This window comes from Streptomyces sp. NPDC086554 (assembly GCF_040686095.1).
Classification (GTDB): Bacteria; Actinomycetota; Actinomycetes; order Streptomycetales; family Streptomycetaceae; genus Streptomyces.
In genome coordinates, this window is the sequence record NZ_JBFBJK010000025.1 from 57,560 (window position 1) to 82,683 (window position 25,124).

The 25,124-nt window shown below is 70.7% G+C and carries 20 protein-coding genes; 4 read left to right on the forward strand and 16 right to left on the reverse strand.

Features of this window, described 5'->3' with window-relative positions:
• Positions 1 to 29: 29 nt before the first annotated feature.
• The 4 genes from AB0O76_RS33830 to AB0O76_RS33845 form a co-directional block, all read right to left on the reverse strand.
• Positions 30 to 1,994: an IucA/IucC family siderophore biosynthesis protein gene (locus tag AB0O76_RS33830; RefSeq protein WP_365499276.1), complete on the reverse strand. Its 1,965-nt coding sequence runs from the start codon at positions 1,992 to 1,994 to the stop codon at positions 30 to 32.
• Positions 1,995 to 2,052: 58 nt separating this feature from the next.
• A complete protein-coding gene (locus AB0O76_RS33835; protein WP_365499279.1) occupies positions 2,053 to 2,871 on the reverse strand; it encodes a GNAT family N-acetyltransferase in 819 nt (272 codons plus the stop codon).
• Positions 2,872 to 2,907: 36 nt separating this feature from the next.
• Positions 2,908 to 4,746 (reverse strand): IucA/IucC family protein, encoded by a 1,839-nt coding sequence (locus AB0O76_RS33840; protein ID WP_365499432.1) that lies wholly within the window; start codon positions 4,744 to 4,746, stop codon positions 2,908 to 2,910.
• A 226-nt stretch (positions 4,747 to 4,972) separates the two neighbouring features.
• Positions 4,973 to 6,355 carry a diaminobutyrate--2-oxoglutarate transaminase family protein gene (locus AB0O76_RS33845; protein WP_365499435.1) on the reverse strand — a complete coding sequence of 461 codons (1,383 nt, stop codon included), beginning with the start codon at positions 6,353 to 6,355 and terminating at the stop codon, positions 4,973 to 4,975.
• Positions 6,356 to 6,731: 376 nt separating this feature from the next.
• Between AB0O76_RS33845 and AB0O76_RS33850 the strand changes: the two genes are divergently transcribed.
• On the forward strand, positions 6,732 to 7,964 hold the full coding sequence (locus tag AB0O76_RS33850) for a hypothetical protein (RefSeq protein ID WP_365499282.1): 1,233 nt from the start codon (positions 6,732 to 6,734) through the stop codon (positions 7,962 to 7,964).
• Positions 7,965 to 8,172: 208 nt separating this feature from the next.
• Entirely contained in the window at positions 8,173 to 9,387 is a 1,215-nt protein-coding gene (locus AB0O76_RS33855; protein ID WP_365499285.1) for a hypothetical protein, read from the forward strand.
• 117 nt (positions 9,388 to 9,504) lie between these two features.
• Here the strand turns inward: AB0O76_RS33855 and hflX are convergent, their stop codons facing one another.
• The 6 genes from hflX to miaA form a co-directional block, all read right to left on the reverse strand.
• Positions 9,505 to 11,004 carry a GTPase HflX gene (gene hflX / locus AB0O76_RS33860; protein WP_365499288.1) on the reverse strand — a complete coding sequence of 500 codons (1,500 nt, stop codon included), beginning with the start codon at positions 11,002 to 11,004 and terminating at the stop codon, positions 9,505 to 9,507.
• Between the two features lie 171 nt (positions 11,005 to 11,175).
• Positions 11,176 to 12,672 carry a M1 family metallopeptidase gene (locus AB0O76_RS33865; RefSeq protein ID WP_365499291.1) on the reverse strand — a complete coding sequence of 499 codons (1,497 nt, stop codon included), beginning with the start codon at positions 12,670 to 12,672 and terminating at the stop codon, positions 11,176 to 11,178.
• A gap of 149 nt (positions 12,673 to 12,821) precedes the next feature.
• Complete coding sequence (locus AB0O76_RS33870) at positions 12,822 to 14,972, reverse strand: HD domain-containing protein (protein WP_365499294.1); 2,151 nt, start codon at positions 14,970 to 14,972, stop codon at positions 12,822 to 12,824.
• Between the two features lie 142 nt (positions 14,973 to 15,114).
• Positions 15,115 to 16,029 (reverse strand): diaminopimelate epimerase, encoded by a 915-nt coding sequence (dapF, locus tag AB0O76_RS33875; protein WP_365499297.1) that lies wholly within the window; start codon positions 16,027 to 16,029, stop codon positions 15,115 to 15,117.
• A 75-nt stretch (positions 16,030 to 16,104) separates the two neighbouring features.
• A complete protein-coding gene (locus AB0O76_RS33880) occupies positions 16,105 to 16,566 on the reverse strand; it encodes a hypothetical protein (protein ID WP_266871283.1) in 462 nt (153 codons plus the stop codon).
• Between the two features lie 101 nt (positions 16,567 to 16,667).
• Positions 16,668 to 17,606 carry a tRNA (adenosine(37)-N6)-dimethylallyltransferase MiaA gene (miaA, locus tag AB0O76_RS33885; protein WP_365499300.1) on the reverse strand — a complete coding sequence of 313 codons (939 nt, stop codon included), beginning with the start codon at positions 17,604 to 17,606 and terminating at the stop codon, positions 16,668 to 16,670.
• A gap of 182 nt (positions 17,607 to 17,788) precedes the next feature.
• On the opposite strand from miaA, the gene AB0O76_RS33890 reads away from it, so the two are divergent.
• Positions 17,789 to 18,100 (forward strand): hypothetical protein, encoded by a 312-nt coding sequence (locus AB0O76_RS33890; protein ID WP_365499303.1) that lies wholly within the window; start codon positions 17,789 to 17,791, stop codon positions 18,098 to 18,100.
• Between the two features lie 24 nt (positions 18,101 to 18,124).
• On the forward strand, positions 18,125 to 18,415 hold the full coding sequence (locus AB0O76_RS33895) for an antitoxin (RefSeq protein ID WP_365499306.1): 291 nt from the start codon (positions 18,125 to 18,127) through the stop codon (positions 18,413 to 18,415).
• A gap of 150 nt (positions 18,416 to 18,565) precedes the next feature.
• Here the strand turns inward: AB0O76_RS33895 and AB0O76_RS33900 are convergent, their stop codons facing one another.
• From AB0O76_RS33900 to AB0O76_RS33925, 6 genes are all read right to left on the reverse strand, one after another.
• Entirely contained in the window at positions 18,566 to 19,306 is a 741-nt protein-coding gene (locus AB0O76_RS33900; RefSeq protein ID WP_365499309.1) for a class III extradiol dioxygenase subunit B-like domain-containing protein, read from the reverse strand.
• 20 nt (positions 19,307 to 19,326) lie between these two features.
• Positions 19,327 to 19,632 (reverse strand): hypothetical protein, encoded by a 306-nt coding sequence (locus AB0O76_RS33905; RefSeq protein WP_365499312.1) that lies wholly within the window; start codon positions 19,630 to 19,632, stop codon positions 19,327 to 19,329.
• 17 nt (positions 19,633 to 19,649) lie between these two features.
• Positions 19,650 to 21,170, reverse strand: coding sequence for a tRNA (N6-isopentenyl adenosine(37)-C2)-methylthiotransferase MiaB (gene miaB / locus AB0O76_RS33910; RefSeq protein ID WP_365499315.1), 1,521 nt, complete (start codon positions 21,168 to 21,170; stop codon positions 19,650 to 19,652).
• Positions 21,171 to 21,246: 76 nt separating this feature from the next.
• Positions 21,247 to 22,659, reverse strand: coding sequence for an LCP family protein (locus AB0O76_RS33915; RefSeq protein ID WP_365499318.1), 1,413 nt, complete (start codon positions 22,657 to 22,659; stop codon positions 21,247 to 21,249).
• Positions 22,656 to 24,686, reverse strand: a complete 2,031-nt coding sequence (locus AB0O76_RS33920) for a bifunctional polysaccharide deacetylase/glycosyltransferase family 2 protein (protein ID WP_365499438.1) — start codon at positions 24,684 to 24,686, stop codon at positions 22,656 to 22,658. The genes AB0O76_RS33915 and AB0O76_RS33920 overlap by 4 nt, the downstream gene beginning before the upstream one ends.
• Before the next feature lie 44 nt (positions 24,687 to 24,730).
• Entirely contained in the window at positions 24,731 to 24,994 is a 264-nt protein-coding gene (locus tag AB0O76_RS33925) for a hypothetical protein (RefSeq protein WP_365499321.1), read from the reverse strand.
• Positions 24,995 to 25,124 lie beyond the last annotated feature (130 nt).

Genomic DNA, 25,124 nt, shown 5'->3' on the forward strand with positions numbered 1-25,124 from the left:
CCTACGGGGCCCCACTGACAACATCACGATCACGGCTGACGGAGAGGGTTGGGCACGGTGCCGTGCACGGCGGCGTGCGGGCGCTGCGGACGGTCCCGGTACCCGTCGAGGTGGAGCCGGTTCCGGTTGAGGCACAGCCGCTCGATGCGTGGGGTGAGCAAGTCGAACATCTCATACCGCTCCTTGAGCTCCGGAGCGCGTGCCTGGTGGCGCAGGATCTCCGCCCGGGCCGCGGACCAGAAGGCGGCCTCCGAGATCCCCAGCTGGTCCCGGCACAGCGGCGCGAGGTAGCGGAAGACGCCCACGAAGAGACCGGAGTGGATGAACTGGGTGAGGAAGCCAGGAGGCTCGGCGAGCAGGACGTCGCGGACGTCGTCCGGCATGGACGCGTGCTCCGGCAGGGGCGTGGCACTGACGTTGACGTCGTCGACGAAGTCCTTCACTGCGAGCCGGACCGGTACGTCCTTGTCGTCGAAGACGACGATGGTGTTCTCCCCGTGAGGGGAGAACACGGTGCCGTACCGGTAGAGGAAATGCAGGAGCGGCGGCAGCAGCGCGGCGAAGAGGTGCCGGAGCCAGACATCGGGGGGCAGCCCCGACCGGGCGACCAGCTCCGCGACGAAGGCTCTGCCGTGCGGGTCGGTGTGCAGCAGCGAGGCGAGCGTTCGGGCGCGCTCACCGGGAGCGAGATACCGGGTGATCGGTTCGCGCCAAATGGCGCCCAGGAGTTCCTTGTACTGGTACGGAACTTCGGAAAGACCGTCGTACAGAGGGTGTTCGACCGTCACGGACGCGACCTCGCCGAGCAGGATCACCCGGCATTCGTCCCGCAGGAAGGGGTCGGCGTCGCGCAGGGCGTGCATCCAGGCGGTGACCGCGGGGGCGGCGAGGGTGCGCCCGGTGGGCAGGCCCCGCCACACCAGGGTGTTGAGCACCGACAGCGGGAGCTTGACGGTGTGGCGGTCGGGGCGGGACGTGTTCAGGAACGTACGGATGGACTGCTGGGGCAGCCGCACGTCGCCGTCGGTGGGGAGGGGCACGATCGCGCCCGCGGCGACCGAAGGGGCGAAGAGCGGCAGCACGACATCGTCCCACTGCCATGGATGCACCGGCAGGTAGAGGTACTTCTGCGGGTCGAGGCCGCGCACCCTGAGTATGTTCGCGAAGGACTCCCTTGTCGCCGGGGCGAGTTCACGGTCGTAGAGCCGCTCCGCCGTGTCCAAACCGGCGACGCCTCGGTACGCGGCGAGGTCGGTGTGGACCGCGATCCAGGGAAGCGGCCCGGCGTGGCGGGCCTCGGGCGACCAGCGGGCGGCGTCACTCGCGGAGAAGCCGATGCGGCCCTTGTTGAGGACGAGCCAGGGGTGGCCGGTCTGATGCCCTTCGAGTTCCGCGTAGCCGAGTTCGGCGAGCTGGGCCGCGGTGAGCGCCGTCCGGTCGAGCCGGGCGTCGGCGGCGAGTGTGACAGTCAGCTCGCGGATGAGGTGGCCGAGCGTCGCGCCGTCGATCCCGAGGGTCCGGCGGGACTCGACGAGAAAGCGGAGGGGGTCGCCGAAGGGACGCGGCGGTCCGTCGCCTTCGGTCAGGGTCACGCTGGCCGGATCGACGTGCCAACTGCCGTACGAGCCACGGCGGGCACGGAAGTTGAGAAGGAGGGTCGGTGGTCGGCCGTGGCCCTCGTCCTCGGTCTCGTCGTCGGCCTCGTCCTCGGCCGGTGGTCCGTCCAGGCGGAGGCTGTAGCTGTCCGCGTCGCCGGCGTGGGCGTCAGAGTCCGGGCCTGGGCCCGGGCCGGCGGTGACGGGCTCGATGATCTCCTCGTACGCGAACTCGCCGATCATTTTGGCCAGCAGGCGGCGGCCGCCCCGCACCCACCTGTCCGGGGTCAGCTCGGGTGGGTCGTAGAGGGCGGACGGCTCGCGGGACGTCGGGGTGACGGGCGCCGGAGGGACGGTCGTCGGAGGAAGGGGCGTCGGGGGGAAGGACGGATTCGGCACGGGGACTCCTCGAGGAGGGAACCGGATCAGGTCGGGCGGTGTACTAAGAGTGAACGGGTCATAGCACTGCGCGCAGGGCCCGGTCACGGACCATGAGCGCCGCTCGCTTGTCGGGGAGATCCACTTCGGCGGCGAAGCGGAAGCCGGCGCTCAGAAACGCGGAGACGGAGGGGGTGTTGCGCAGGTCGGGTTCCGCGATGACGCGTGCACACGCGGCGCGATGGTCGAGCACAAGATCGGCGACGGCCTTCAGCAGGGTCGTGCCGAGCCCTCGGCCGCGGTCGGCGACACCGCCGATGAGGAGGTGAACCCCGGTGTCGTGCGGGCGGGCCGGATAGTGACGGGCCAAGGCGTCGAGGTCCGCGCGATAGACCTCCCAGTAGCTCATCGGCGTGCCCTCCAGGACGCCGAGACAGGGGACGCTGCGTCCGTCGCCGTCCAGTTGGCGGCGCAGATGGGCCTCCGTGACGGCATCGGAGCCGGCCAGCTCCCAGAACGCCGCCACAGCGGGGTCGTTCATCCATCGGCTGATCAGAGGGAGATCGCGTTCGATGCGTACAGGAACGAGTTGAAAGACCCCGGCGTCGGTGGTCGCGGGGCCCCAGTCACCGACGCCGTCGAGCAGGTCGTCGACCGGCGACGCGGCCGGGCGCGTCCGGGGGCGGTCCGCCGTCCGCGTATCGGTACCGATGCGTCCGGCGTGCGCGCCGTCCTCACCGCTCGCGGCGAGCAGCGCGATGAGCTCGTCCGGGAGGCGCAGGTCCAGGGTGTCTTGGCCGTCGGCCCGGTCGGCGGTGACCGACTCGATGGCGGAGCCGGTGGCGCGATCGGTCGCGGATTCCGTTCCGGCGTCGGTGCTCGCGTCGGTGGGAGGCACGGCGTCGCTCCTCTCAGAAAGGGTCGGGCATGTTCCTCAGGAATGCAGGGGGTTGGCGATGGTGACGTAGACGGACTGGGTGTCGACGGGGCCCACGAGCTCGTCGAGACCGCGCAGCCGGGTCAGCAGGTTGGCCTTGCAGCGCAGGACGGGTGAGTCGAGGAGCAGGGCGGGCAGTGGGGTGCGCAGCGGGTCGCTTCCGGAGGCGGCCTCGCCGAGGAAGCGTCGGAACGCGGCGAGCAACAGGCCCTCGTCGGCGAGTCGTTGGGCGCCGAGGGCTCCGATGAGGCCGAGGACGTTGTTGATGCCGAGGTAGTAGGCGAAGCGCTCGTCCGTCACCTTGTCGGAGACGAACGTGTCGCTGTGCTCACCGATGCCGGGGAGCCGCTGGTCGAGCTCGGTGCGGCGGGACTCGCGGAAGTAGTAGCCCTGGTTGTCGCGGTATCGGCCGCCCACGGGCCAGCCCTCCGAGTCGAGCAGCAGGAGCGTGTTCTGCTGGTGGGCCTCCAGGGCGACACCGGCCTCGCTGTCCAGCCAGAGCACAGGGCGTACGACGTTCTCGAGGTAGCGCAGGAACCACTCCGTGGCGACGGCTCCTCGGGGGCGGCCCGTCCGTCCGGCGAGGCGGATGACGAGCTCGCCGAGCCGGGAGCGCATCGGGGGGCGGTCCTGCCCGGTGGCCTGCGGCGACGGCCTGGGCGATACGAGGCCTGCGATGCAGGTGGCGTCGTCGCCGGGGCCGAAGGGGTTGTGCCGGATCATGACGTCGAGTCCGGTGACGGGCGTGCCGTCGGAGTCAGACACGGCGAGCCACGCCGGGTCGCGGATCACGTCGAAGCCGGGGTGGGCCGCCTGCCACTGCTCGGAGAGGCCGCTGCGCAGCAGCCGGTGGACCTCGACGCCGCGGTGGAGTTCCTTGCGGAGGTTCTCACGACGGGAGTTGGTGATGCGCAGGCCGAGCGAGAGCTTCAGCATGGCGGCGGCGCCGGAGCGGTAGAGGGTGCGCACGGAGGAGGTGGGGTACCACGGTGCGCCGTGCGGTCCGAGGTCCTGGAGCAGTCCGGCTTCCAGAAGGGCGGCGGTCGCGGGGCGGTGCCTGAGCTCGCGCATCTGCCACGGGTGCAGGGGCAGGGCGGCGCGGCCGTCCGGCAGCGGCAGGTCCGGGCCTGCGAGGCGGGCGGTGAGCTGTTCGGCAGGGAGGGGGCGGCCGCGCTCCGTCCAGGCCGAGTCCGCGGCGAGCACGGAGGGGTGGACGGCGAGCCAGTGCAGTGCGAAGGCGCCGCGCAACTCGGGTGAGTAGAGGCGGGATTCGGTGTCGGAGAGTCCCTCGCGGCTCTTCGGGGTGGGGTGCAGCGGGTGGCCGAGGAGCAGGGACTGTTCGGCTGCGAGGAAGCGGTCGGGCTCGTCGCCGGGGTTGTTGCGGCGTTCGGCGATGAAGGTGGCGGTGCGGCGTACGGAGTCGGCGACACGGCCCACGAGGTCTCCGCCGCTGGTGCCGCTGACGTCGCCAGGATCACGTACGTCGCCGGTGCCGGTGCCGGCCAGGGCCTCGTCGCCCGGGACGGCGTCCTCGGAGTGGCTGGTCTCGCGGCCCAGGAGGGCGGCAACGGTGACGGCGTCGGCAGGGGGCGCGCTCTGGGGGCCGTCTTCCAGGTACGGGAGGCCGAAGCGGTGCCAGCCTGTCGCCGACCAGTAGTGCACGGGGACAAGGAGTGCCGTGCCGCTGGCTTCGAGGGGGATGCGCAGGGCTCCGTGCTCAGGGGCGGGGAGGCCGTTCTCGCGGACCCAGCAGCGCAAGAGGTTCTCGATGGCCGCGATCTGCGCCGCCGTGTGCGGATCGGGGTGCTCCAGCAGGTCGGCGGTCGCGCCATGCAGGTGCTCGGCCTGCCGGCTGCTCTTCTGCCGGGGGACCGTGCCGTGCTCTGCCACCAGCGAATATTGCGTGCCGCACGCGCCTGGGGCGTGGGAGCGGGGCTGGCCGTCGGATGCGGGGGTGGCGTTCAAGAGGGCTTCCTTGTGGGGTCGTTCGGGCTCCGTGGGGACGGGCTGGAGCTGTGCTGTTGTCTCGTGGCCGACTGGGGGCGCTGCGCGTCGGACGTGGTCATCCGTGGTGCGAGCGCACCGCCGCGGTCAGCGCGTCGGCGAGGCGGTCGAGGATCGCGGCCGCCTGCTCGTCCGTGATGGTGAGAGGAGGGAGGAGGCGTACGACGCTGGAGTGCCGTCCGCCCAGTTCGACGATGAGGCCTCGGCGCAGGCATTCCCGCTGTACGGCGGCGGCCAGTTCGGGCGCCGGGGGCAGCGGACTCGCGGAACGGTCCGTCGCCGCCTCCGGCTCGGGGTCCGCCGCGACGACCGAGCCCACGCCGGTGGGGTCCACCAGCTCGACGCCGATCATCAGGCCTCGGCCGCGGACGTCGCCGACGCTGGGGTGTTCGTCGGCCAGGGAGCGCAGTTGGGTGAGCATGCGGGTGCCGAGGGTGGTGGCACGTTCGGCGAGGTGGTTCTCGCGGACGTACGCCAAGGTGGCCGCGCCCGCCGCCATGGCGAGCTGGTTGCCGCGGAAGGTTCCCGCGTGGGCGCCGGGCGGCCAGACGTCGAGGTCGTCGCGGTAGACCACGACGGCCAGCGGCAGGCTGCCGCCGATGGCCTTGGACAGGACCATCACGTCGGGGACGATGCCGCTGCGTTCGACGGCCCAGAAGGTGCCGGTGCGCCCGACGCCCGTCTGGACCTCGTCCGCGATGAGCGGGATGGAGCGCGCGGCGGTGATCTCGCGCATCCGGCGCAGCCAGTCGTCGGGGGCGGGGATCACTCCGCCCTCGCCCTGCACCGGTTCGAGGATCATCCCGGCCGGTGCCGGCACACCCGACTTGGTGTCGTCGAGGAGGCTCTCGGTCCAGCGGGCCGCGAGGTCGGCTCCGCGTTCCCCGCCGATCCCGAACGGGCAGCGGTAGTCCTGCGGATAGGGCAGCCGCGCGACCCGTACGTCCGATGCGCCGCCGGATGCTTCGAGCGCCCCCGCCGTCATGCCGTGGTAGGCGCCGGTGAAGGCGAGCATGCCGCCGCGGCCGGTCGCCGTACGCACGAGTTTGAGCGCGGCCTCCACCGCGTCCGTGCCGGCAGGGCCGCAGAACTGGATGCGCGCACGGTCCGCGAGCCCGCGGGGCAGCGTGCGGAACAGCTCCGTGGTGAAGGCGTCCTTGACCGGTGTGGCCAGGTCGAGGATGTGCAGCGGCGCCCCCGAGTCGAGGACCTTTCTGATCGCCTCGAGCACCACCGGATGGTTGTGACCGAGGGCCAGCGTCCCGGCTCCCGAGAGGCAGTCGAGATAGCGCTGTCCGTCGGCGCCCTCGATCGTGAGACCGCGTGCCCGTACGGGCACGATCGGCAGGGCGCGCGCATAGGTGCGCGCCGCCGACTCACGCGCCGACTGGCGTCGCAGGATCCCCTCCTGTGCGGCGGAGTGCGCCGCGGAACGTCCCACGGACGGTGCAGCGGAAACCGCCGCGGGCGCAGGCTCGGTCACGGCCACGACTGTTGGTCCTCCCGCTGGGAATGCGCACGTCCCACTCGGTCTGGGCTTGTGCGCCGACGAGTTGGCAGGGGAGTTGAACGCAGGCCGCGAGTCCCCCGTACGTACCAACGACGGGGGATGCGGGGGATCACGGGTAATCGGAAGATCCTTGCCGTGACGGAACCGTTGCCGTTCCGTCGGCAGTCCCCTACGGCACCGGCATAGTGTGGGGTGCCGTTCACCGGCAACAGGGTGTGCAGCGCCGGGTCATTCGGCGCAGAACGCGCCAAATGACGCACGGTGTCCGGCATGTGGAACCATTTCGAAGCCCAGGGGGAATCTCTCTATGCGACCCATACGCCCGCTCAACACCGCTCGTCGTGGGAGGAGCGCGCGCAGCAGAACCTCCCCTGTGGCGGCCGCTGTCGCGATCGGCGCGGCACTGGTTCTCACGGCCACGGCCTGTGGCCCGAGCGAGGACAACGCGGGTGACGATCCGTCCGCGTCCCAGCCCGCCGACGACGGCGGCGACGGCAAGGTCCAGATCCCGGACGACATCCAGGACCGGCTCAAGGAGCACGGCATCGACCTGGACAAGTGGAAGGACGGGGCCTGGAAGAACTGGGACAAGGACGACTGGCTGCGCGAGGCCGGCGACTATGTCAACCCGATCATCGACGGTCTGTGGGACCCGGACCGGATGCGGGACGCCGACAAGAACCCGGACCGGGGCGTCGACGACAACGACATCTCCGGCGACCAGGGCGTGACCGACCCGACGCCCGAGCCGGTGGACGCGGCGGCCGTGAAGACGCCGTACCACGACGCCGTTCCCGAGTCGGGCAAGCTCTTCTTCGACGGCCCCGAGGGCTCGATGGTCTGCTCCGCCACCGTCATCAAGGACCCCGCCCACCCGGGCAAGTCCAACATGGTGTGGACCGCGGGCCACTGTGTGCACGCCGGCGCGAAGGGCGGCTGGTACCGCAACATCGCCTTCGTGCCCTCGTACAACAACTCGGGCAAGTCGGTCGAGGAGCTGCAGAACGCCCCCAAGGAAGAGGTCGCTCCGTACGGCGTCTGGTGGGGTGACTGGGCGCAGACCTCCGACCAGTGGATCGAGCAGGGCGGCCCGACGGGCGGCAAGGGTGCGCCGTACGACTTCGCGGTCATCCACGTGACGCCGGAGAAGGGCAGCGAGGGCCAGTCCCTCGAGGAGCAGGTCGGTTCGGCGCTCCCGGTGGACTTCAACGCCCCGGCGGTGCCGCAGATCGACAAGATGACGGCGACCGGCTACCCGGCCGCTCCGCCGTTCGACGGCCAGAAGGCGTTCCAGTGCGCCGACAAGCCGGGCCGGCTCTCGATCAGCAAGCCCGACCCGACGATGTACCGCATCGGCTGCACGATGACCGGCGGTTCGTCGGGCGGCGGCTGGGTCGCCGCGGGCTCGGACGGCAAGCCGGCCCTGGTGTCCAACACCTCCATCGGCCCGGTGACGGCCGGCTGGCTCGCCGGTCCGCGCCTGGGCAAGGAGGCCAAGGGCATCTACAGCGCGGTCAGCAAGAAGTTCGCCGGCCAGTAGTCGCGCGTCCCAGGTCGCCTGGCGTACGCGGGCCGGTCAGCGGCGGGGTTGCCGGAAACCTTCACGACCCCGCCTGCGTTCGTCCTCAATCGCCCAGGCATAGTGGGGTGTTGCGTCGGCGTGGGGCTCCCGGAGCAGCCAGGCCCGCATATGACACGTACATGGCAAATTACGCAATTACACGCTCTATTCGGGGGTTTACAACAGCATGCGTTCCACTCGTGCGCCCTTCGCGCGCAGTCGCGGGCGGCGTCTCGCACTCGCCGCCACCGGGCTCGCCGCGACTCTGGCGCTCACCGCCACGGCCTGCGGCCCCAGCGACGACAAGGCCAGTGACAAGGCCGATTCCGGCGCCTCGCAGGGCGCCGACAAGGGTTCCGACACCGGCTCCGAGGCTCAGCTGCCCGGCGACATCGCCGACCGGCTCAAGGAGCACGGCATCGACCCGGACAAGTGGAAGAACGGGGCCTGGAAGAACTGGGCCAAGGAGGACTGGCTGCGCGAGGCAAAGGACTTCGTCAACCCGGTCATCGACGGGCTGTGGAAGCCCGAGCGCATGACGAAGGCCAAGGACCCGAACAAGACGATCGCCGCGAAGGACGCCGCAGCCGACCAGGGCGCGACCGACCCCGAGCCGTCGCCGGTCAAGGCCAAGCGCGAGAAGACGCCGTACCACGAGAACGCCGCCCCGGTCGGCAAGATCTTCTTCGACTCCCCCGAGGGCTCGATGGTCTGCTCCGGCACGGTCGTGAAGGACCCGCGCAACCCGGGCAAGTCCAACCTCGTGTGGACCGCGGGTCACTGCGTGCACGCCGGTGCCGCCGGTGGCTGGTACCGCAACATCACCTTCGTGCCCGCGTACAACGACCTGGGCAAGTCCGAGGCCGAGCTGCAGAACGCCGCGCCGCAGGAGATCGCCCCCTACGGCCAGTACTGGGCCGACTGGGTCTCGACGTCCGCCGAGTGGATCGACGAGGGCGCCGCTTCGGGCGGTGCCGGTGCGCCGTACGACTACGCCGTGATGCACGTGAAGCCGGAGCAGGGCTCCAAGTCCCTCGAGGAGACCGTCGGCAACGCGCTGGACGTCGACTTCTCGACTCCGTCGGCGCAGACCGTGAGCTCGATGGGCGCCTGGGGCTACCCCGCCGCTCCGCCGTACGACGGCCAGATCATGCACAAGTGCATCGACAAGCCGGGCCGTCTCTCGCTGACCTCCGCCCAGCCGACGATGTACCGCATCGGCTGCACCATGACCGGCGGTTCGTCCGGCGGCGGCTGGTTCCGCATGGTGGGTGACAAGACCAAGCTGGTCTCGAACACCTCGATCGGCCCGGCCGAGAACACCTGGCTGGCCGGACCGCAGCTGGGCAAGGGTGCCCAGCAGGTCTACGACATGATGAGCAAGAAGTACGGCTCCAAGTAGCCGCACCTCGCACGTCGAACCGTCGAACCTGACACGGCGAAGGCCCGCCCCCCACGAGAGGGGGCGGGCCTTCGCCGTGTCAACCGATGCGTGAACTACGCCTGCCGGAGCCCGCGTTCAGCTCGCGACCGGAACGTACGGCGTGAGATCCGACGCCAGTTCCTCGTGCACCCGCGCCTTGAGCAGCGTGCCATCGGCGGTGTGCTCCTCGGAGAGCACCTCGCCCTCGGCGTGCGCCCGCGAGATGAGCTGACCCTGCGTGTACGGCACGAGGGCCTCGATCTCGACCTTGGGCCGCGGCAGTTCGTCGTCGATCAGCGCGAGCAGCTCGTCGATGCCTGCGCCCGTACGCGCGGACACCGCGATCGCGTGCTTCTCGTTGCGCAGCAGCCGCTGGAGCACCAGCGGGTCGGCCGCGTCCGCCTTGTTGACGATCACGATCTCGGGCACGTCCATCGCGCCCACCTCGCGGATCACCTCGCGCACGGCGGCCAACTGCTCCTCCGGCACCGGGTGCGAACCGTCCACCACGTGCAGGATCAGGTCGGACTCGCCGACCTCCTCCATCGTGGAGCGGAACGCCTCGACGAGGTGGTGCGGCAGATGCCGGACGAACCCGACGGTGTCGGCCAGGGTGTAGATCCGGCCGGTCGGCGTCTCGGCCCGGCGCACGGTCGGGTCGAGGGTGGCGAACAGTGCGTTCTCCACCAGGACGCCCGCGCCCGTGAGTCGGTTGAGCAGGGAGGACTTGCCCGCGTTCGTGTAACCGGCGATCGCGACCGAAGGCACCTTGTTGCGCTTGCGCTCCTGGCGCTTGATGTCGCGGCCCGTCTTCATCTCCGCGATCTCCCGGCGCATCTTCGCCATCTTCTCGCGGATCCGACGGCGGTCCGTCTCGATCTTGGTCTCACCGGGACCACGGGTCGCCATGCCGCCGCCTCCGCTGGATCCGCCGCCACCCATCTGACGGGAGAGCGACTGACCCCAGCCGCGCAGGCGGGGGAGCATGTACTGCATCTGGGCAAGGGCGACCTGCGCCTTGCCCTCTCGGGACTTGGCGTGCTGCGCGAAGATGTCGAGGATCAGGGCGGTCCTGTCGACCACCTTGACCTTGACGACGTCTTCGAGGTGGATCAGCTGGCCAGGGCTCAGCTCACCGTCACACACCACGGTGTCGGCCCCGGTCTCGAGGACGATGTCGCGCAGCTCCTGGGCCTTGCCGGATCCGATGTACGTCGCCGGGTCGGGCTTGTCGCGGCGCTGGATGACTCCGTCGAGCACGAGCGCACCCGCGGTCTCCGCGAGGGCGGCGAGCTCGGCGACCGAGTTCTCGGCGTCCTGCACGGTGCCCGAGGTCCATACGCCGACGAGCACCACACGCTCCAGGCGGAGCTGTCGGTACTCGACCTCGGTGACGTCCTCGAGCTCGGTGGAGAGGCCCGCGACGCGGCGCAGAGCCGCGCGCTCGGAGCGGTCTAGCTGCTCGCCGTCCCGCTCTCCGTCGATCTCGTGGCTCCAGGCGACGTCCTCTTCCATCAGGGCATCGGCCCGAAGACCTTCGGGGTAGTTCTGCGCGAGGCTCTGCGCGTCCTGGGAAGGGGAAGAAGAGGAGGTCATTGGATCCTTACGTCGATGGGATTCCGTCATAGTCGTCAACGCTCGGGGCCGTCCCGGGATTCCCCGGGCCGACCCGCGTCGACCCTGAGATTCCACCGAAGGGTTCTCCCGGACCGGCCGCGACGCCGACCAGAGGATGGTTGCACGGAACGGCCCGTCTCGTCACATGGGTTATTTCCTGGCGGGAGCGGGCTTACGCCAGTCCGGATGCCCGGGCATCGGCGGCGTCTTCGCGCCGTACAGCCAGGCGTCGAAGAATCCGTCCAGGTCGCGCCCCGCGGTCTCGGAGGCGAGGCGCACGAAGTCCGCGGTGGCCGCGTTCCCGTCCCGGTAGGTGCGCACCCACTCCCGCTCGAGCCGGTCGAAGGCGTCCCGACCGATCTCCTGCCGCAGTGCGTAGAGGACCAGGGCGCTGCCGTCGTACACGACGGGGCGGAAGATGCTGATCTTCTGACCCGGCGCGGGCTTCTTCGGAGCTGCGGGCGGCCCGCCTGCGGCACGCCAGGCATCCGACTGCCGGTACGCCTCGTGCATCCGCTTCTTGAGCGACGTCCCCGGCTTCCCCGACCTCTCCTCGACGAAGAGGGCCTCGTACCAGGTGGCGTGGCCTTCGTTGAGCCACAGATCCGACCAGGACCGCGGGCTCACGCTGTCGCCGAACCACTGGTGCGCCAGCTCGTGCACCATGATCGCGTCCACGTACCACTCGGGGAACTCGGGCCGCGTGAAAAGGTCTCTCTCGAAGAGAGAGAGTGTCTGTGTCTCCAGTTCGAAGCCGGTCTGCGCCCCGGCGATCAGCACGCCGTACGTCTCGAAGGGGTAGCGGCCGACCTTCCCCTCCATCCAGCCGATCTGGTCCGGCGTCTTCTTCAGCCAGCGCTCCAGCTTCTTGCGGTCCTTGGTGGGCACCACATCGCGTACGGGGAGGCCGTGCGGCCCGGAGCGGTGCACCACGGAGGAGCGGCCGATGGACACCTGGGCCAGTTCGGTCGCCATCGGGTGGTGGGAGCGGTAGGCCCAGGTGGTGGTGCCCGCGTTTCGCGTCTGCCCCATGGGGAGGCCGTTGGCGACGGCGGTGAGTCCCTTGGGAGCCGTCACGCGGAACGTGAAGCGGGCCTTGTCCGCGGGGTGGTCGTTGCACGGGAACACCAGGTGCCCGACATCGGCCTGGTTGGCCATGGCGAGCCCGTCGTCCGTGCGCACCCAGCCGCCTACCTGGTTCTTCCCAGGGGTGGGATCGCTGGTGTGACGGACGGTGATCCGCACCCCCTCGCCCGGGCCGAGCGGCCGCTGCGGCGTCACGACCAGGTCCTCGCCGGTGGAGGCGAAACGGGCGGGTGCGCCGTTGACCGCGACGGAGCGGACCTTGCCGTACGCGAAGTCGAGATTGACCCGCTCCAGCGGGGACGTCACGCGGGCGTCGATCACCGTCACGGCGTCCAGCGGCTTCTTGTTGTCGCCGCGATAGTCGAAGGAGATGTCGTACGACGCGACGTCGTACCCGGGGTTCCCCAGATGCGGGAAGAGCGGGTCGCCGATGCCGAGCGGAGTGGCCGGTGACGGCGCGCTCGCGGCGAGCAGGGTGGCGGAGGTGGCCGCGGCCAGGAGCGCGGTCGCGATGCGGAGGGTCTTCGGCCGTGCGGCCTTGGCCCGGGGGGTGAGCAGCATGAACCACCGCTATCAGCGCGGGCCTTCGACACCGGTGTCGGCGCGCGCCATGCCACCCGAACGAGTCCCGGATGCCTCCCACGCGACCGGGGGCAGACGCCGATTGGCGTCCACCGGCCACTACGAAGTGGCCGCCCTCGGAGCGGGCCCTACGAAGTGGCCGCCGCCGGATGCTGCGCACGGCTCACGTCGTACACGCCGGGCACCGCGCGCATCGCCCGCATCAGGCCGGGCAGGTGGGCCGCATCGGGGAGTTGCAGCGTGTACGTGTGGCGCACGCGCTGCTGGCTCGGCGGCTCGACGGTCGCCGACATGATCTCGACGCCCTCCAGGGCGATGGCTTCGGTGAGGTCGGCCAGCAGATGCGCCCGCCCGAACGACTCGGCGGTCAGCGTGACGCGGCATCCCGCACTGTCCCCCCAGCGCACTCCGACCTCCGCGCGCCCCACTTCCTTCATGCGTGCGACCGCGGGGCACTCGACGCGGTGCACGGTCACGACACCGCCGCGCACCGCGAAGGCGGTCACCTCGTCGGGCGGTACGGGCGTACAGCAGCCCGCGAGGCGGACGCTCGCGCCCTCCCGGTCCACGACGGCGTTCGCCGCGGCGGGCCGCGGGAAATCGGCGGCGTGCTGCGGTGGCGCGGGCGCCGGCTGCTCCGGGGGCGCACCTTGAGGGGTGGCGGCGGGCGCGGGGTGGCTGGTGAGCCAGCGCCGGATGGCGATCCGGGCGGCGGGGGTGCGGGCGTGGTCGAGCCACTCGCGTGAGGGCCCGGACGCCACGTCCTGCCCCATGAGCAGCTGCACCGTGTCGCCGTCCCGCAGGACGGTGCTGAGCGTCGCCAGGCGGCCGTTGACGCGCGCGCCGATGCAGGCGTGGGCGTCCTCGCCGTACTGCGCGTAGGCGGCGTCCACACACGTCGCGCCCGCGGGCAGTCCGAGCGTGCCGCCGTCGGGCCGGAAAACGGCAATCTCCCGGTCCTGGGCGAGGTCCTCGCGCAGCGTGGACCAGAACGTGTCCGGGTCGGGAGCCGCCTGCTGCCAGTCGAGAAGCCGGGAGAGCCAGCCGGGCCGGGTCGGGTCCGCGCGCTCACCGTCGTCGGCGGCGTCGCCGGAAGCGGTGTCGGACTGCTCCTCCGAAGGAGGAGCGTAGGGATTGCGCAGGGCGACGACGCCCGCCTCGGCCACCTTGTGCATCTGGTGCGTACGGATGAGGACTTCGGCGACCTCGCCGTCGGGGCGGGCCACGGCGGTGTGCAGCGACTGGTACAGGTTGAACTTCGGTACGGCGATGAAGTCCTTGAACTCCGAGACGACCGGCGTGAAGCACGTGTGCAGCTCGCCGAGGACGCCGTAACAGTCCGCGTCCTCGTTCACCAGCACCAGGAGCCGCCCGAAGTCCGCCGCACGCAGCTCGCCACGCTTGCGGTGCACACGGTGGACGGAGACGAAGTGCCGTGGCCTGATGAGGACTTCGGCGGCGATGCCAGCCTCGCGCAGCACTCCTCGTACGTCGTCGGCCGTCTGCTCCAGCGGGTCGCCGTCCCTCTCCGCGTCGGCCGCGATCAGCGACTTGACCTTCTCGTACTCCTCCGGGTGGAGGATCGCGAAGACGAGGTCCTCCAGTTCGGTCTTGAGCGCCTGGACGCCGAGCCGCTCGGCGAGCGGAATCAGCACGTCCCGCGTCACCTTGGCGATCCGCGCCTGTTTCTCGGGGCGCATGACGCCGAGCGTGCGCATGTTGTGCAGGCGGTCGGCGAGCTTGATCGACATCACGCGCACGTCGTTGCCGGTGGCGACGAGCATCTTGCGGAAGGTCTCCGGTTCCGCGGCCGCGCCGTAGTCGACCTTCTCGAGCTTGGTGACGCCGTCGACCAGATAGCAGACGTCGTCGCCGAACTCCGTACGCACCTGATCGAGCGTCACATCCGTGTCCTCGACGGTGTCGTGGAGCAGCGACGCGGTCAAGGTCGTGATCTCCGCGCCCAGTTGGGCGAGGATCAGCGTCACGGCGAGCGGATGTGTGATGTACGGCTCACCGCTCTTGCGCATCTGGCCGCGGTGGGAGGACTCGGCGAGGACCCACGCGCGGCGCAGCGGCTCGAGGTCCGCGTCCGGGTAGTGGGCGCGATGGGCTTCCGCCACATGGCCGATCGCGTCCGGAAGCCGGTCGCGCGTGGCCCCTCCCATGAGGGCCGCCCGGCCGAGCCTGCGCAGGTCAAGCCGCGGACGACCGCGCCTGCGCTGTGCTCCGGGCGTCACGGGACCAGGCATCGCAGGGTTTGTGGCCTCCGCACTCATGGGCACCTCCGGCTGCTCCGACCGGCGGTGAGCGGACGACGACGTGCTCCGTCCGGGCCGGTGCTTGATGCTACCGAGCCCATCACGCGCCGCTGACCGCCTCTCGCCGAGCGTGAAACGGATCACCCATTCGAGCGACAGTTCACGGGATTACTGTTTCGAGCCAGTCCGCGTCGATCTCGCCTTCGGCGACGATCACCGCGGGTCCTGTCATCTCGATCTCGCCGTCGGGACGCTCGATGATCACCAGGCGCCCGCCGGGCAGGTCTACGGTGTACGTCACCGGCGTGCCGGTGACCGACGGGTCCGCGCCGTCCCTGCGGGCGGCGGCGACGGCCACGGCGCACGCGCCCGTGCCGCACGAGCGGGTCTCGCCCGCGCCGCGCTCGTGGACGCGCATGGCGACGTGGTTCGGGCCGCGGTCGACCACGAACTCGACGTTCACACCCTCTGGGTACGCCGACGCCGGGCTGAAGGGCGGCGGCGCGAGCAGGGCGCCCGCCTGGTCGAGGTCTTCCACGAAGGCGACGGCGTGCGGATTGCCCATGTTCACGTTGCGCGCCGGCCAGAGGTGGTCGGCCACGTCCAGATCGCGCTCGGGCCAGTGGTGGCCGGTCACGGAGACGGTCACGTCCCCTTCGGGGAGGATCGCCTTGCCCATGCCCACGGTGATGTCCCCGCCGGCCTCGGCCTTGGCGATGTGCACGGTCTTCACGCCGCCACGGGTCGCGACGGCCAGATCGCCCTCGCCGGCATGTCCCGCGCGCTGCAGGTAGCGGGCGAAGACGCGCACTCCGTTGCCGCACATCTCGGCGATCGAACCGTCGCCGTTGCGGTAGTCCATGAACCACTCGGCCCGGTCCGCCAGATGCTGCGCCTCGGGGTGTGCCGCGGACCGCACGACGTGCAGCAGACCGTCGCCCCCGATGCCCGCGCGGCGGTCGCACAGGGCGGCCACGGCGGCCGGGGACAGCTCGATGGCGTTGTCGGGGTCGGGGACGATCACGAAGTCGTTCTCGGTCCCGTGCCCCTTGAGGAAAGCGATCCGCGTGCTCATTCCTCGATCGTACGGGGTGGCTGCGACACTCCGCCCCGGCGGTCGCCGGACGGGCCCTGACCTCGTACGACGCCGTCAGCGAAGGCGCGCTACCCGCCATACGGCGAGGACCGCGGCGGCCAGGAACACCAGGGCGTACGCGGAGACGACGCGCCAGTCGGGGCGCTTGCCGGAACCACGCTCGGGCAGCCCCGGCCAGGTGTGCCCGACGCGGCGCGCGGCCATCATTCCCCAGCCCGCCGCGCAGCAGCTGATCAGGAGTCCGAGCATGGCGACCACGGCACCGCCGTCACCGAACTCGAAGGCCAGCGGGAAGGCGAACATCAGCGAGCCCGCCGCGGCGAGGACGACGATCGGCGCGAGCTGCCAGATGCGCAGCCGGCGCTGCGGGCGGAGTTCGACCTCGACTTCGGCCGCGGCCATCTCGTCCGCGCCGGGCCCGTCGTCGGTGACGCCGTCAAGCGCCGCGTCGGGCCCGTCGGGGGTCAGCTCGCCGCCGTCATGTGCGGTGTCACGAGGGCCGGCCTCCATCGCCATCCGCCCTCCCACTCCGGACTCCACTGGTCGATCGATGGTCGATGATGGCACGGCGCCAGGGGCCGGGATGACCGCCGGAGCGTCCCGATGCCATCACGTGATCAGGCTGTGACCGCTCGTTCGACCAACGTCAGTGCCTGTGCCGGGAGTTCCCCCCGATCGGCCACCGCACCACTGAGCCAATGCACCCGGGGATCGCGGCGGAACCACGAGTCCTGGCGGCGCGCGAAGCGCTTGGTGGCGCGCACGGTCTCGGCGCGCGCCTCGTCATCGGTGCACTCCCCCGCGAGCGCCGCGAGCACCTGCTGGTACCCGAGCGCACGCGACGCCGTACGCCCCTCGCGCAGGCCCACGGCCTCCAGGGCGCGCACCTCGTCGACGAGGCCGGCCTCCCACATGCGGTCCACGCGCGTGGCGATCCGTTCGTCGAGCTCGGGGCGGGCCACATCCACGCCGATCTGGACAGTGTCGTAGACGGATTCGTGGCCGGGGAGGTTGGCGGTGAAGGGCTTGCCGGTGATCTCGATGACCTCTAGGGCGCGGACGATCCGGCGGCCGTTGCTGGGCAGGATGGCCTGGGCCGCTCCCGGGTCGGCGGCGGCGAGGCGGGCGTGCAGCTCTCCGGAGCCGCGCAGCTCCAGCTCTTCCTCGAGGCGGGCCCTTACGGCGGGGTCAGTGCCGGGGAACTCGAGCTGGTCGACGGCTCCCCTGACGTAGAGCCCGGAGCCGCCGACCAGGATCGGCCAGCGCCCTGCGGCGAGGAGACGGTCGATCTCGGCGCGGGCCAGCTTCTGGTACTCGGCGACGCTCGCCGCCTCCGTGACGTCCCAGATGTCGAGGAGGTGGTGCGGCACTCCGTCGCGCTCTTCGAGCGTCAGCTTGGCGGTCCCGATGTCCATCCCTCTGTAGAGCTGCATGGAGTCGGCGTTGACGACTTCGCCGCCGAGACGCTGGGCGAGGAAAACGCCCAGATCGGACTTTCCTGCCGCGGTCGGACCGACGACGGCGATGACCCGCGGGGCGGGAGCTGCGCTACTCACCGCCCCAGTCTCGCAAACCTCTCGGCCACTTCCCGAACGAGTTACGTGACGCCCCAGGTCCGGGGTCGTTGCCTGTTGCGAGGTTCCGGCCGCCGGTTTCGAGGACCGGTGACCCGAGTGGCGCAACAGGGCGCACCGGGCGGCACGGCATTTCGCCCACACGAGTAACGTATGGAGTAGTTATGGGTGTTTTTTCACGGTTCCGTAGGAAGTCCAAGGATTCGGAAGAGGCGTCGACAACTGAGGCGGCGGCCGACACCCTGACGGCCGAGCCGGCCGCGGCCGAGGAGACTTCCGAGGCCGGGACCGGGGCGGAGGCCGGGGACAAGGCCGAGGAAAAGGCCGCGGCCGCCGCAACGGACGACACCGAGCCCGAAGCCGAGGAGCAGGCCGAGAGCGCGGATGCGGCCGCGGCCGAGGGTGTGGAGATCCCGAAGCAGCAGTCCGCGGGCAAGGTCGCCGACAACGAGGCCGACGAAGGCGCCCGCAAGTAGCTCTCCCAGTGAGGGAAGGTAACGATGGGCTTCCTGGACAAATTGAAGGACAAGCTCGCCCCGGCCAAGGACAAGGTCTCGGGACTCGCGCAACAGCACGGGGACAAGATCGACCACGGTCTCGACAAGGCCGCGAAGGTGGTCGACGCCAAGACCAAGGGCAAGTACAGCGACAAGATCCAGACGGGCACGGGCAAGGCGAAGCACGCCGTGGACCGCCTCGCCGGGACGTCCGGCGACGGCAAGGACGCGGGCGGTGGCAAGGACACGGGCGGTGGCGACACCACCCCTCCGACGCCCCCGCCGGCCCCCTGAAGGACACGTCACGGGCCGCATCATCCGCCCGGCACCACCGGCCGAGCCATCGGCCGACCCGCACCGGCGGACGGTCGCGGAGCGCCATCAGCTCCGCGGCCGTCGCCGCGCCGTTCACCGCTGCTGCGGCCGACGGCAGCGGGGCCGCCGCTACGACCAGGCGGCCACCATGTACCCCACGCCGTACGGCGCTTCCTCGTAGAGCAGCTCACCGCGCAGGCCCGCGCCCTCGGCCGCGCCCGCGAGCACCTGCCACGGCGCCCGGCCCGCCGCCTTCAGCTCGTACGCCAGCTGCTCGTCCAGGCCCTTGAGCGCCTCGACGTCCGCGGCACCCAGCGCACGCGCGACCGCCGCGTCGAATCCGGCCGCCCGCTCGTCCAGATACCCCGGCGCCTTCAGCGTGCGGCACGCGCTGGCGTCGCCCATCACCAGCAGCGCCACCCGGTCGGCCCGCGTCGCGATGTCCCCTCCGACTTGAATACACCGCTCGGCCCCGAGAGGTTCCCCCACGCCGAGACCGTCCAGCGGTGCGGCCGACCATTCCGTACGTCCGAGCAGCCAGCCAGCCACGGCGAGCGAAGGCGGAAGCTCACGGTCTGCCGCGCCGTCAGCGAGGCCGTCCGCGCCTTCGTGTGCGGCTGGGGCCCCCAGCCGCACGCCGAGGTCCACTCCGAAGCCGCGGAAGGACCCACGGGCCCCCTGCGTGTGCCACCCGCGCCCGCTCTGCTCGGCGGGTCCGACCACGACGAGCCGGTCGGGCCGTGCGGCTGCGAGCACCCCGATGGCGTCCGTGCACGCAGCGCGCGCGGCGTCCAGTTCGGGGGCCGCGCCCGCGGCGACCTCGGGCACGAGCAGGGGCGGGCAGGGGCAGACGGCTGCGGCGACAAGCATGATCCGCAGCGTAACGCGCACTAGTAGGCGATCGGGCCCGAGTCCCACTCCAGCTCGGCGATCGAGAAACGGTACGGGAAGGAACCTCCGCCGGAACCCTCGCCGATCACCATCCAGCCGTTGCCCGTGCGGAAGCGCCGCACCCGTACCGGATAGCGCGGGTGCTTGGGGCGGTACAGACGCACGAACTCCCCGAACCGCTCCACCGCTTCCTCGTGCGTGCCTTCCACCATGGCCATCTGCTCGAACAGATGCCACGCCCCCGGCCCGGGAGGGTTCTCCATCAGCAGCGCCCAGCGCGCCGTCCGGCGCCCGTCCCCCGGCATCAGCGTCTCTCCCGCAGTCAGTCGCAGCCGCAGCCGCTGCCGGAGGCCACGGGCAGCGGCTCCGGAGCACCGATCTTCGGCAGCCCCAGCATCACGCCCGCGGGCTTGGCCGCCGCCTCCGTGTTGCGCTTCTCCCAGGCGTCACCCGCGCGCGTGGGGCGTACGCCCAGGACTGCGCCCTCGGCGAGCAGGTGGTGGGGCGCCGCGTAGGTGATCTCGACGGTCACCACGTCGCCGGGGCGCACCTCGGTGTCCGGCTTGGTGAAGTGGACCAGGCGGTTGTCGGGAGCACGTCCGGAGAGGCGGTGCGTGGCGCCGTCCTTGCGGCCCTCGCCCTCGGCGACCATCAGCTCCAGAGTCCTGCCGACCTGCTTCTTGTTCTCCTCCCAGGAGATCTCCTCCTGGAGGGCGACCAGACGCTCGTAACGCGACTGGACGACCTCCTTGGGGATCTGCCCCTCCATGGTGGCCGCCGGCGTACCGGGGCGCTTGGAGTACTGGAAGGTGAAGGCGTTGGCGAAGCGGGCCTCGCGCACGACGTGCATCGTCTGCTCGAAGTCCTCTTCGGTCTCCCCGGGGAAGCCGATGATGATGTCGGTGGAGATCGCAGCGTCCGGCATGGCGGCGCGGACCTTCTCGATGATCCCCAGGAAGCGGTCCTGGCGGTACGAGCGGCGCATCGCCTTCAGAACCGGGTCCGAGCCGGACTGGAGCGGCATGTGCAGCTGCGGCATCACGTTCGGCGTCTCGGCCATCGCGGCGATCACGTCGTCTGTGAAGTCGCGCGGGTGCGGGGACGTGAAACGCACGCGCTCAAGGCCCTCGATCTTCCCGCAGGCGCGCAGGAGCTTGCTGAAGGCCTCGCGGTCGCCGATGTCCGAGCCGTACGCGTTCACGTTCTGCCCGAGCAGGGTGATCTCCGAGACGCCCTCGCCGACCAGGGTCTCGATCTCGGCGAGGATGTCGCCGGTCCTGCGGTCCTTCTCCTTGCCGCGCAGGGCGGGCACGATGCAGAACGTGCAGGTGTTGTTGCAGCCCACGGAGATGGAGACCCACGCCGCGTACGCGCTCTCGCGGCGCGTGGGCAGCGTCGAGGGGAACGCCTCCAGGGACTCGGCGATCTCGACCTGCGCCTCCTCCTGGACGCGGGCGCGCTCCAGGAGCACCGGCAGCTTGCCGATGTTGTGCGTCCCGAAGACGACGTCGACCCAGGGGGCCTTCTTGACGATCGTGTCGCGGTCCTTCTGGGCGAGGCAGCCGCCGACGGCGATCTGCATGCCGGGCCGCTTGGTCTTCATCGGCGCCAGGCGGCCGAGGTTGCCGTACAGCCGGTTGTCGGCGTTCTCACGGACGGCACACGTGTTGAAGACGACCACGTCGGCGTCGCCGTCCGAGCCTTCGGGCGCGCGTTCGTAGCCGGCGCCCTCCAGCAGCCCGGAGAGCCGCTCGGAGTCGTGGACGTTCATCTGGCACCCGTAGGTGCGCACCTCGTATGTTCCCTTGACGCCCACTGGCTGGCTCCGGTCGCTGCTGCTCATGTGACAAGGGTAGGCGGTACCTCGGACACCTCCCGACGCCGGAGTCGTTCAGCGGGAGCAGGCCCCCGGCGGCCGGTCACTTCTTCTCCCGGACGGTCACCGGCCGGTCGTCCCGGAGCTCGCCGAAGAGCTTCTTCGCCTTCGCCTCGTCCCATTTCACGGCGCTGCCCTTGGACGTGGGGAAGCCGAGACTCGCCACCGGGACGTTGATCTGCCTGCCCGTGCCGCCCGCGACCCCCTGCATCGCCTGGAACATCGCGGTGAGGTCCTTCAGGCTCAGGTCCTTGTCGACGATGAGGGTGTCGAGGCCCGCGCCCATGGTCGAGTAGAGCTTGACCGGGTTGAACACGGTGCCCGGTGCCGCGGCCTGCTCCGCGAGCGCGGACAGGAACTTCTGCTGGTTCCTCGACCGCCCCAGGTCTCCCTCCGACTCCTGATGGCGCTGGCGGACGAACGCGAGGGCCTCGGTGCCGTCCAGGGTCTGGCAGCCCTTCTTCAGGTCCGCGCCCGAGCTCTTGTCCTTGATGGCCTTGTCGAGGCACATCTCGACGCCGCCGACCGAGTCGACGACGTTCACGAAACCGGCGAAGCCGATCTCCGCATAGTGGTCGATCTTCAGTCCGGTGTTGAACTCGACGGTCCGCACAAGGAGTTCCGGGCCGCCCTCCGAGAAGGCCGCGTTCAGCTTGTTCTTCTCGGCTGCGGGGCGCTTTCCCGTCTCCGGGCGGGTGAACGGCGGAATGGTGACCCAGGAGTCGCGCGGCAGGCTCATCATCGTGGTCCCGTTGCGGCCGGTGTGCAGCAGGATCATCGAGTCGGTGCGGCGGCCATCGGCCGAGCCGGTGTGCAGGTCCTTCTTGTCCTGGCCGGAGAGGCCGTCGCGGCTGTCGGAGCCCACGATGAGGTAGTTCGTGCCCTCACCGCCGGACGGCCGGTCCTCGACCTTGCCGAGATCGACGTCGCGTTCGAGCTTGGCGTCGGCCCAGACATACGTGGACACGGATGTGACCAGCGCCGCGGCCACCAGGACGAGCAACGTCCGCATGATCCGGCGGGGCCGGCTGCGGCGGGTCCCCGTGCGGCGCCGACCGCGGCGGGAGCCGTCGTCCTCCGCGTCGTCCTCGTCGTCCTCGTCGTCCCACTCGTCATCGGCTTCAGAGGGGACGCCGTAATCACCGCGCCCCGTGTAGGGGACAGTCTGCTCAGCCGTCCCGTAGTCGTGCTCGTACGCGGAGACGCCGTACTCCGTAGTCGCGTATCCCGAAGGCACATACTCCGTAGGCGGGTGCCCCATAAGCACGTACTCCGTAGGCGGGTGACCCATAGGCACGTACTCCGTAGTCCCGTACCCGGCCGCAGTCCCGTACCCGGCCGCGTCCGGCGGCAGCAGCTCCGTGCGCTGCTGCGGCAGGACCGCGCCGGTCAGCGGCTCCGACTCCGCGCTCTCCGCCCGCGTACGACGTCGCCTTCCCCGCTCGCCCCTGCTCATCCGGGCAACACCTCCTTGCGCTCGCGTCCCCTGGGCAACTGGTCGGCGGCCGAGCCCGAGCGCTGCATGCGATGCCACTTGAGCCGGTTGCCGAGCAACGCGGTGACCACGGACTGGATGGTCACCAGGTACATGAGCTGTCGGTAGACGAAAAGCTGGAACGGCATCGACCACAGCGTCCGCAGCCGCTCCCCGTCCAGCCGCAGCGCGTATCCGGCGACGATCATCTGGACGACGAGGAAGCCCACCCACACGCCGATCGCCTGCGCGGAGTTGATGAACAGCAGTCCGTAGACCGCGAAGACGTCGACGATCGGCGCGAGCAGCGGCAGCAGGATCTGGAAGAGGGCGAGATAGCTGAGACCGCGGCGCGCGAAGCGCCCGGACGGGCCCACCTCGAACACGGCTCGGCGGTGCTTCCACATGGCCTGGAGCGTGCCGTAGCACCAGCGGTAGCGCTGCCTCCACAGCTGGCCCAGCTTGGTGGGGACCTCGGTCCAGGCGACCGCAGACTCCTCGTACACGACCCGCCAGCCGGCCCGCCACAGCGCCATCGTGAGATCGGTGTCCTCGGCGAGGGTGTCCTCGCTGACACCGCCGACACCCATCAGCGCGTCCCGGCGGAAGGCGCCGACGGCCCCCGGAACCGTCGGCATGCACTCGAGGACCTCGAACATCCGGCGGTCGAGGTTGAATCCGAAGACGTACTCCAGGTGCTGCCATCTGCCGAGCAGGCCACGCCTGTTGCCGACCTTGGTGTTGCCGCTGACCGCGCCGACGGCCGCGTGGGCGAGCGGCTGGATGAGCCGGTGAATGGCGTCCGGCTCGAAGACCGTGTCGGCGTCGACCATGACTACGTAGTCGTACTTCGTGTGGGCCAGACCGGTGTTGAGGGCGGCCGCCTTGCCCGCGTTGGCCTGCCGCACCACCGTCACGCGGGGATCGCGTATGCGCTCGGCGATCTCCGCCGTGCGGTCCGTCGACCCGTCGTCGATCACCACGATCTGCAGGTGCCGGTGGGTGGAGGCGAGCAGCGATCTGACGGTGGACTCGATGCCCGCTTCCTCGTTGTACGCGGGGACCAGCACCGTCACCGGCCCGTTGACCTCCCGCAGCCGGGGCGCGCCGGGGCGGAAGCGGTCCAGCCGCCGGCTATGGGCGCGGGCGAAGACTACGAGCATCAGCAGGCGCAGCACCGCGAGGCTGCCCGCGATCCCGAGCACCCAGGTCATGGCGTCCACGAAGACATGCCCCGCGGCCTGCACCCAGACCAGGCCCTTGCCCTGCTGACGGTCGAGGGAGGACACCGGTGCGTTCGCCGACGGCTGCGCGAGCCCGGCGGTCACGGTGGTGAACTTCTCGACCTTCCGGTTGCCGAGCAGCTTCTCGGTCTCGTGGTACGCGGTGCTCGTGTGGCTGAACTGACGGACCACGCCCTGCTCCGGTTTCCGGAACGGCCGGTCGGCTGCGACCAGGAGGTAGCCGTCCGCGGCGGCCCGTCGCGCCGCTGCCCATTCGCCGCCGCACAGCGTGTCGGCCTGCGTGGTGTGCGGCAGCCGCAGCAGCCGGGTGTCGACGCCAGCGGTGCCCGCGAGCGCCGTCTGCGTGAGCGACAGCTCGATCCCGGCCCGCCGCGCCGACACGGAGCCCAGGTCGGCGCCGGTGTAGGTGTACGAGCCGATCTCGTGCCCGGCGGCGTGGATCTGCCGCACCAGATCGGGCTGCCGGGCCGCCTGTGCGCCGGAGAGGAAGAAGGTCGCGTGCGCGTCGTGCTCGCGCAGGAGCTTCAGCAGCCGCGGGGTCCACACCGGGTCGGGCCCGCCGTCGTAGGTGAGCGCGACGGTGCGGGCGGGCATCGCGGAGGTCTCCACCTTGTCGCCGGTGATGCTCAGCACCGGATCGCCGTCGTCCGCCGCCTTCGGCACGGGTGACGTACAGGCCGTCCGCGTCTGCGCCGAGGAGATCTGGTGGGTGGTCCAGCCCTCGAAGAGCAGCGCGGCGGCGACCGCGGAGAGGACGATGACCATCAGCACCCAGTGAACGCGCGGGTCACGCCGCTGCGCGTGCCGGCTCACGTAGAGATGCCTCCACTCGTCGCCGTGACAGCCACACCAGTGGCCGGGGCCGGTTCGACCGCTCCGGGTGCCGCACCGGCGTGCTGCCGCAGGACGCCCGTCAGCGCCGTGGCGAGCAGCAGCAGGTAGCCCGCGCAGGCACAGGCGACCAGCAAGGCCGCGTACCGCAGGAGCCGCCGGCGCCTGCCGGAACCGTCGACGAATATCTGGCGATTTCGCTGTTCTCGTCTTCTGCTGCCGGTGTTGCTCGCCCTAACCATGGCGGGGGAGTGTAGCCGCGGTCGCAGGTGTGTCTAAAAAGTGAACTCTCGCTCGATCGAGCCCAAAAACTCCGCCTTATCTGCTCGATTTACTTACGCCTCTGTCTGTGTCATGGGCAGTACGACGACA

Excerpts from the sequence above, each read along its gene's own strand:
- AB0O76_RS33850 (WP_365499282.1), top strand. The coding sequence starts at position 6,732 with ATGCGACCCATACGCCCGCTCAACACCGCTCGTCGTGGGAGGAGCGCG.
- AB0O76_RS33855 (WP_365499285.1), top strand. The coding sequence starts at position 8,173 with ATGCGTTCCACTCGTGCGCCCTTCGCGCGCAGTCGCGGGCGGCGTCTC.
- hflX (WP_365499288.1), bottom strand. The coding sequence starts at position 11,004 with ATGACCTCCTCTTCTTCCCCTTCCCAGGACGCGCAGAGCCTCGCGCAG.
- AB0O76_RS33865 (WP_365499291.1), bottom strand. The coding sequence starts at position 12,672 with ATGCTGCTCACCCCCCGGGCCAAGGCCGCACGGCCGAAGACCCTCCGC.
- AB0O76_RS33870 (WP_365499294.1), bottom strand. The coding sequence starts at position 14,972 with ATGAGTGCGGAGGCCACAAACCCTGCGATGCCTGGTCCCGTGACGCCC.
- dapF (WP_365499297.1), bottom strand. The coding sequence starts at position 16,029 with ATGAGCACGCGGATCGCTTTCCTCAAGGGGCACGGGACCGAGAACGAC.
- AB0O76_RS33880 (WP_266871283.1), bottom strand. The coding sequence starts at position 16,566 with ATGGCGATGGAGGCCGGCCCTCGTGACACCGCACATGACGGCGGCGAG.
- AB0O76_RS33890 (WP_365499303.1), top strand. The coding sequence starts at position 17,789 with ATGGGTGTTTTTTCACGGTTCCGTAGGAAGTCCAAGGATTCGGAAGAG.
- AB0O76_RS33895 (WP_365499306.1), top strand. The coding sequence starts at position 18,125 with ATGGGCTTCCTGGACAAATTGAAGGACAAGCTCGCCCCGGCCAAGGAC.
- AB0O76_RS33900 (WP_365499309.1), bottom strand. The coding sequence starts at position 19,306 with ATGCTTGTCGCCGCAGCCGTCTGCCCCTGCCCGCCCCTGCTCGTGCCC.
- AB0O76_RS33905 (WP_365499312.1), bottom strand. The coding sequence starts at position 19,632 with ATGCCGGGGGACGGGCGCCGGACGGCGCGCTGGGCGCTGCTGATGGAG.
- miaB (WP_365499315.1), bottom strand. The coding sequence starts at position 21,170 with ATGAGCAGCAGCGACCGGAGCCAGCCAGTGGGCGTCAAGGGAACATAC.
- AB0O76_RS33915 (WP_365499318.1), bottom strand. The coding sequence starts at position 22,659 with ATGAGCAGGGGCGAGCGGGGAAGGCGACGTCGTACGCGGGCGGAGAGC.
- AB0O76_RS33920 (WP_365499438.1), bottom strand. The coding sequence starts at position 24,686 with ATGGTCATCGTCCTCTCCGCGGTCGCCGCCGCGCTGCTCTTCGAGGGC.
- AB0O76_RS33925 (WP_365499321.1), bottom strand. The coding sequence starts at position 24,994 with ATGGTTAGGGCGAGCAACACCGGCAGCAGAAGACGAGAACAGCGAAAT.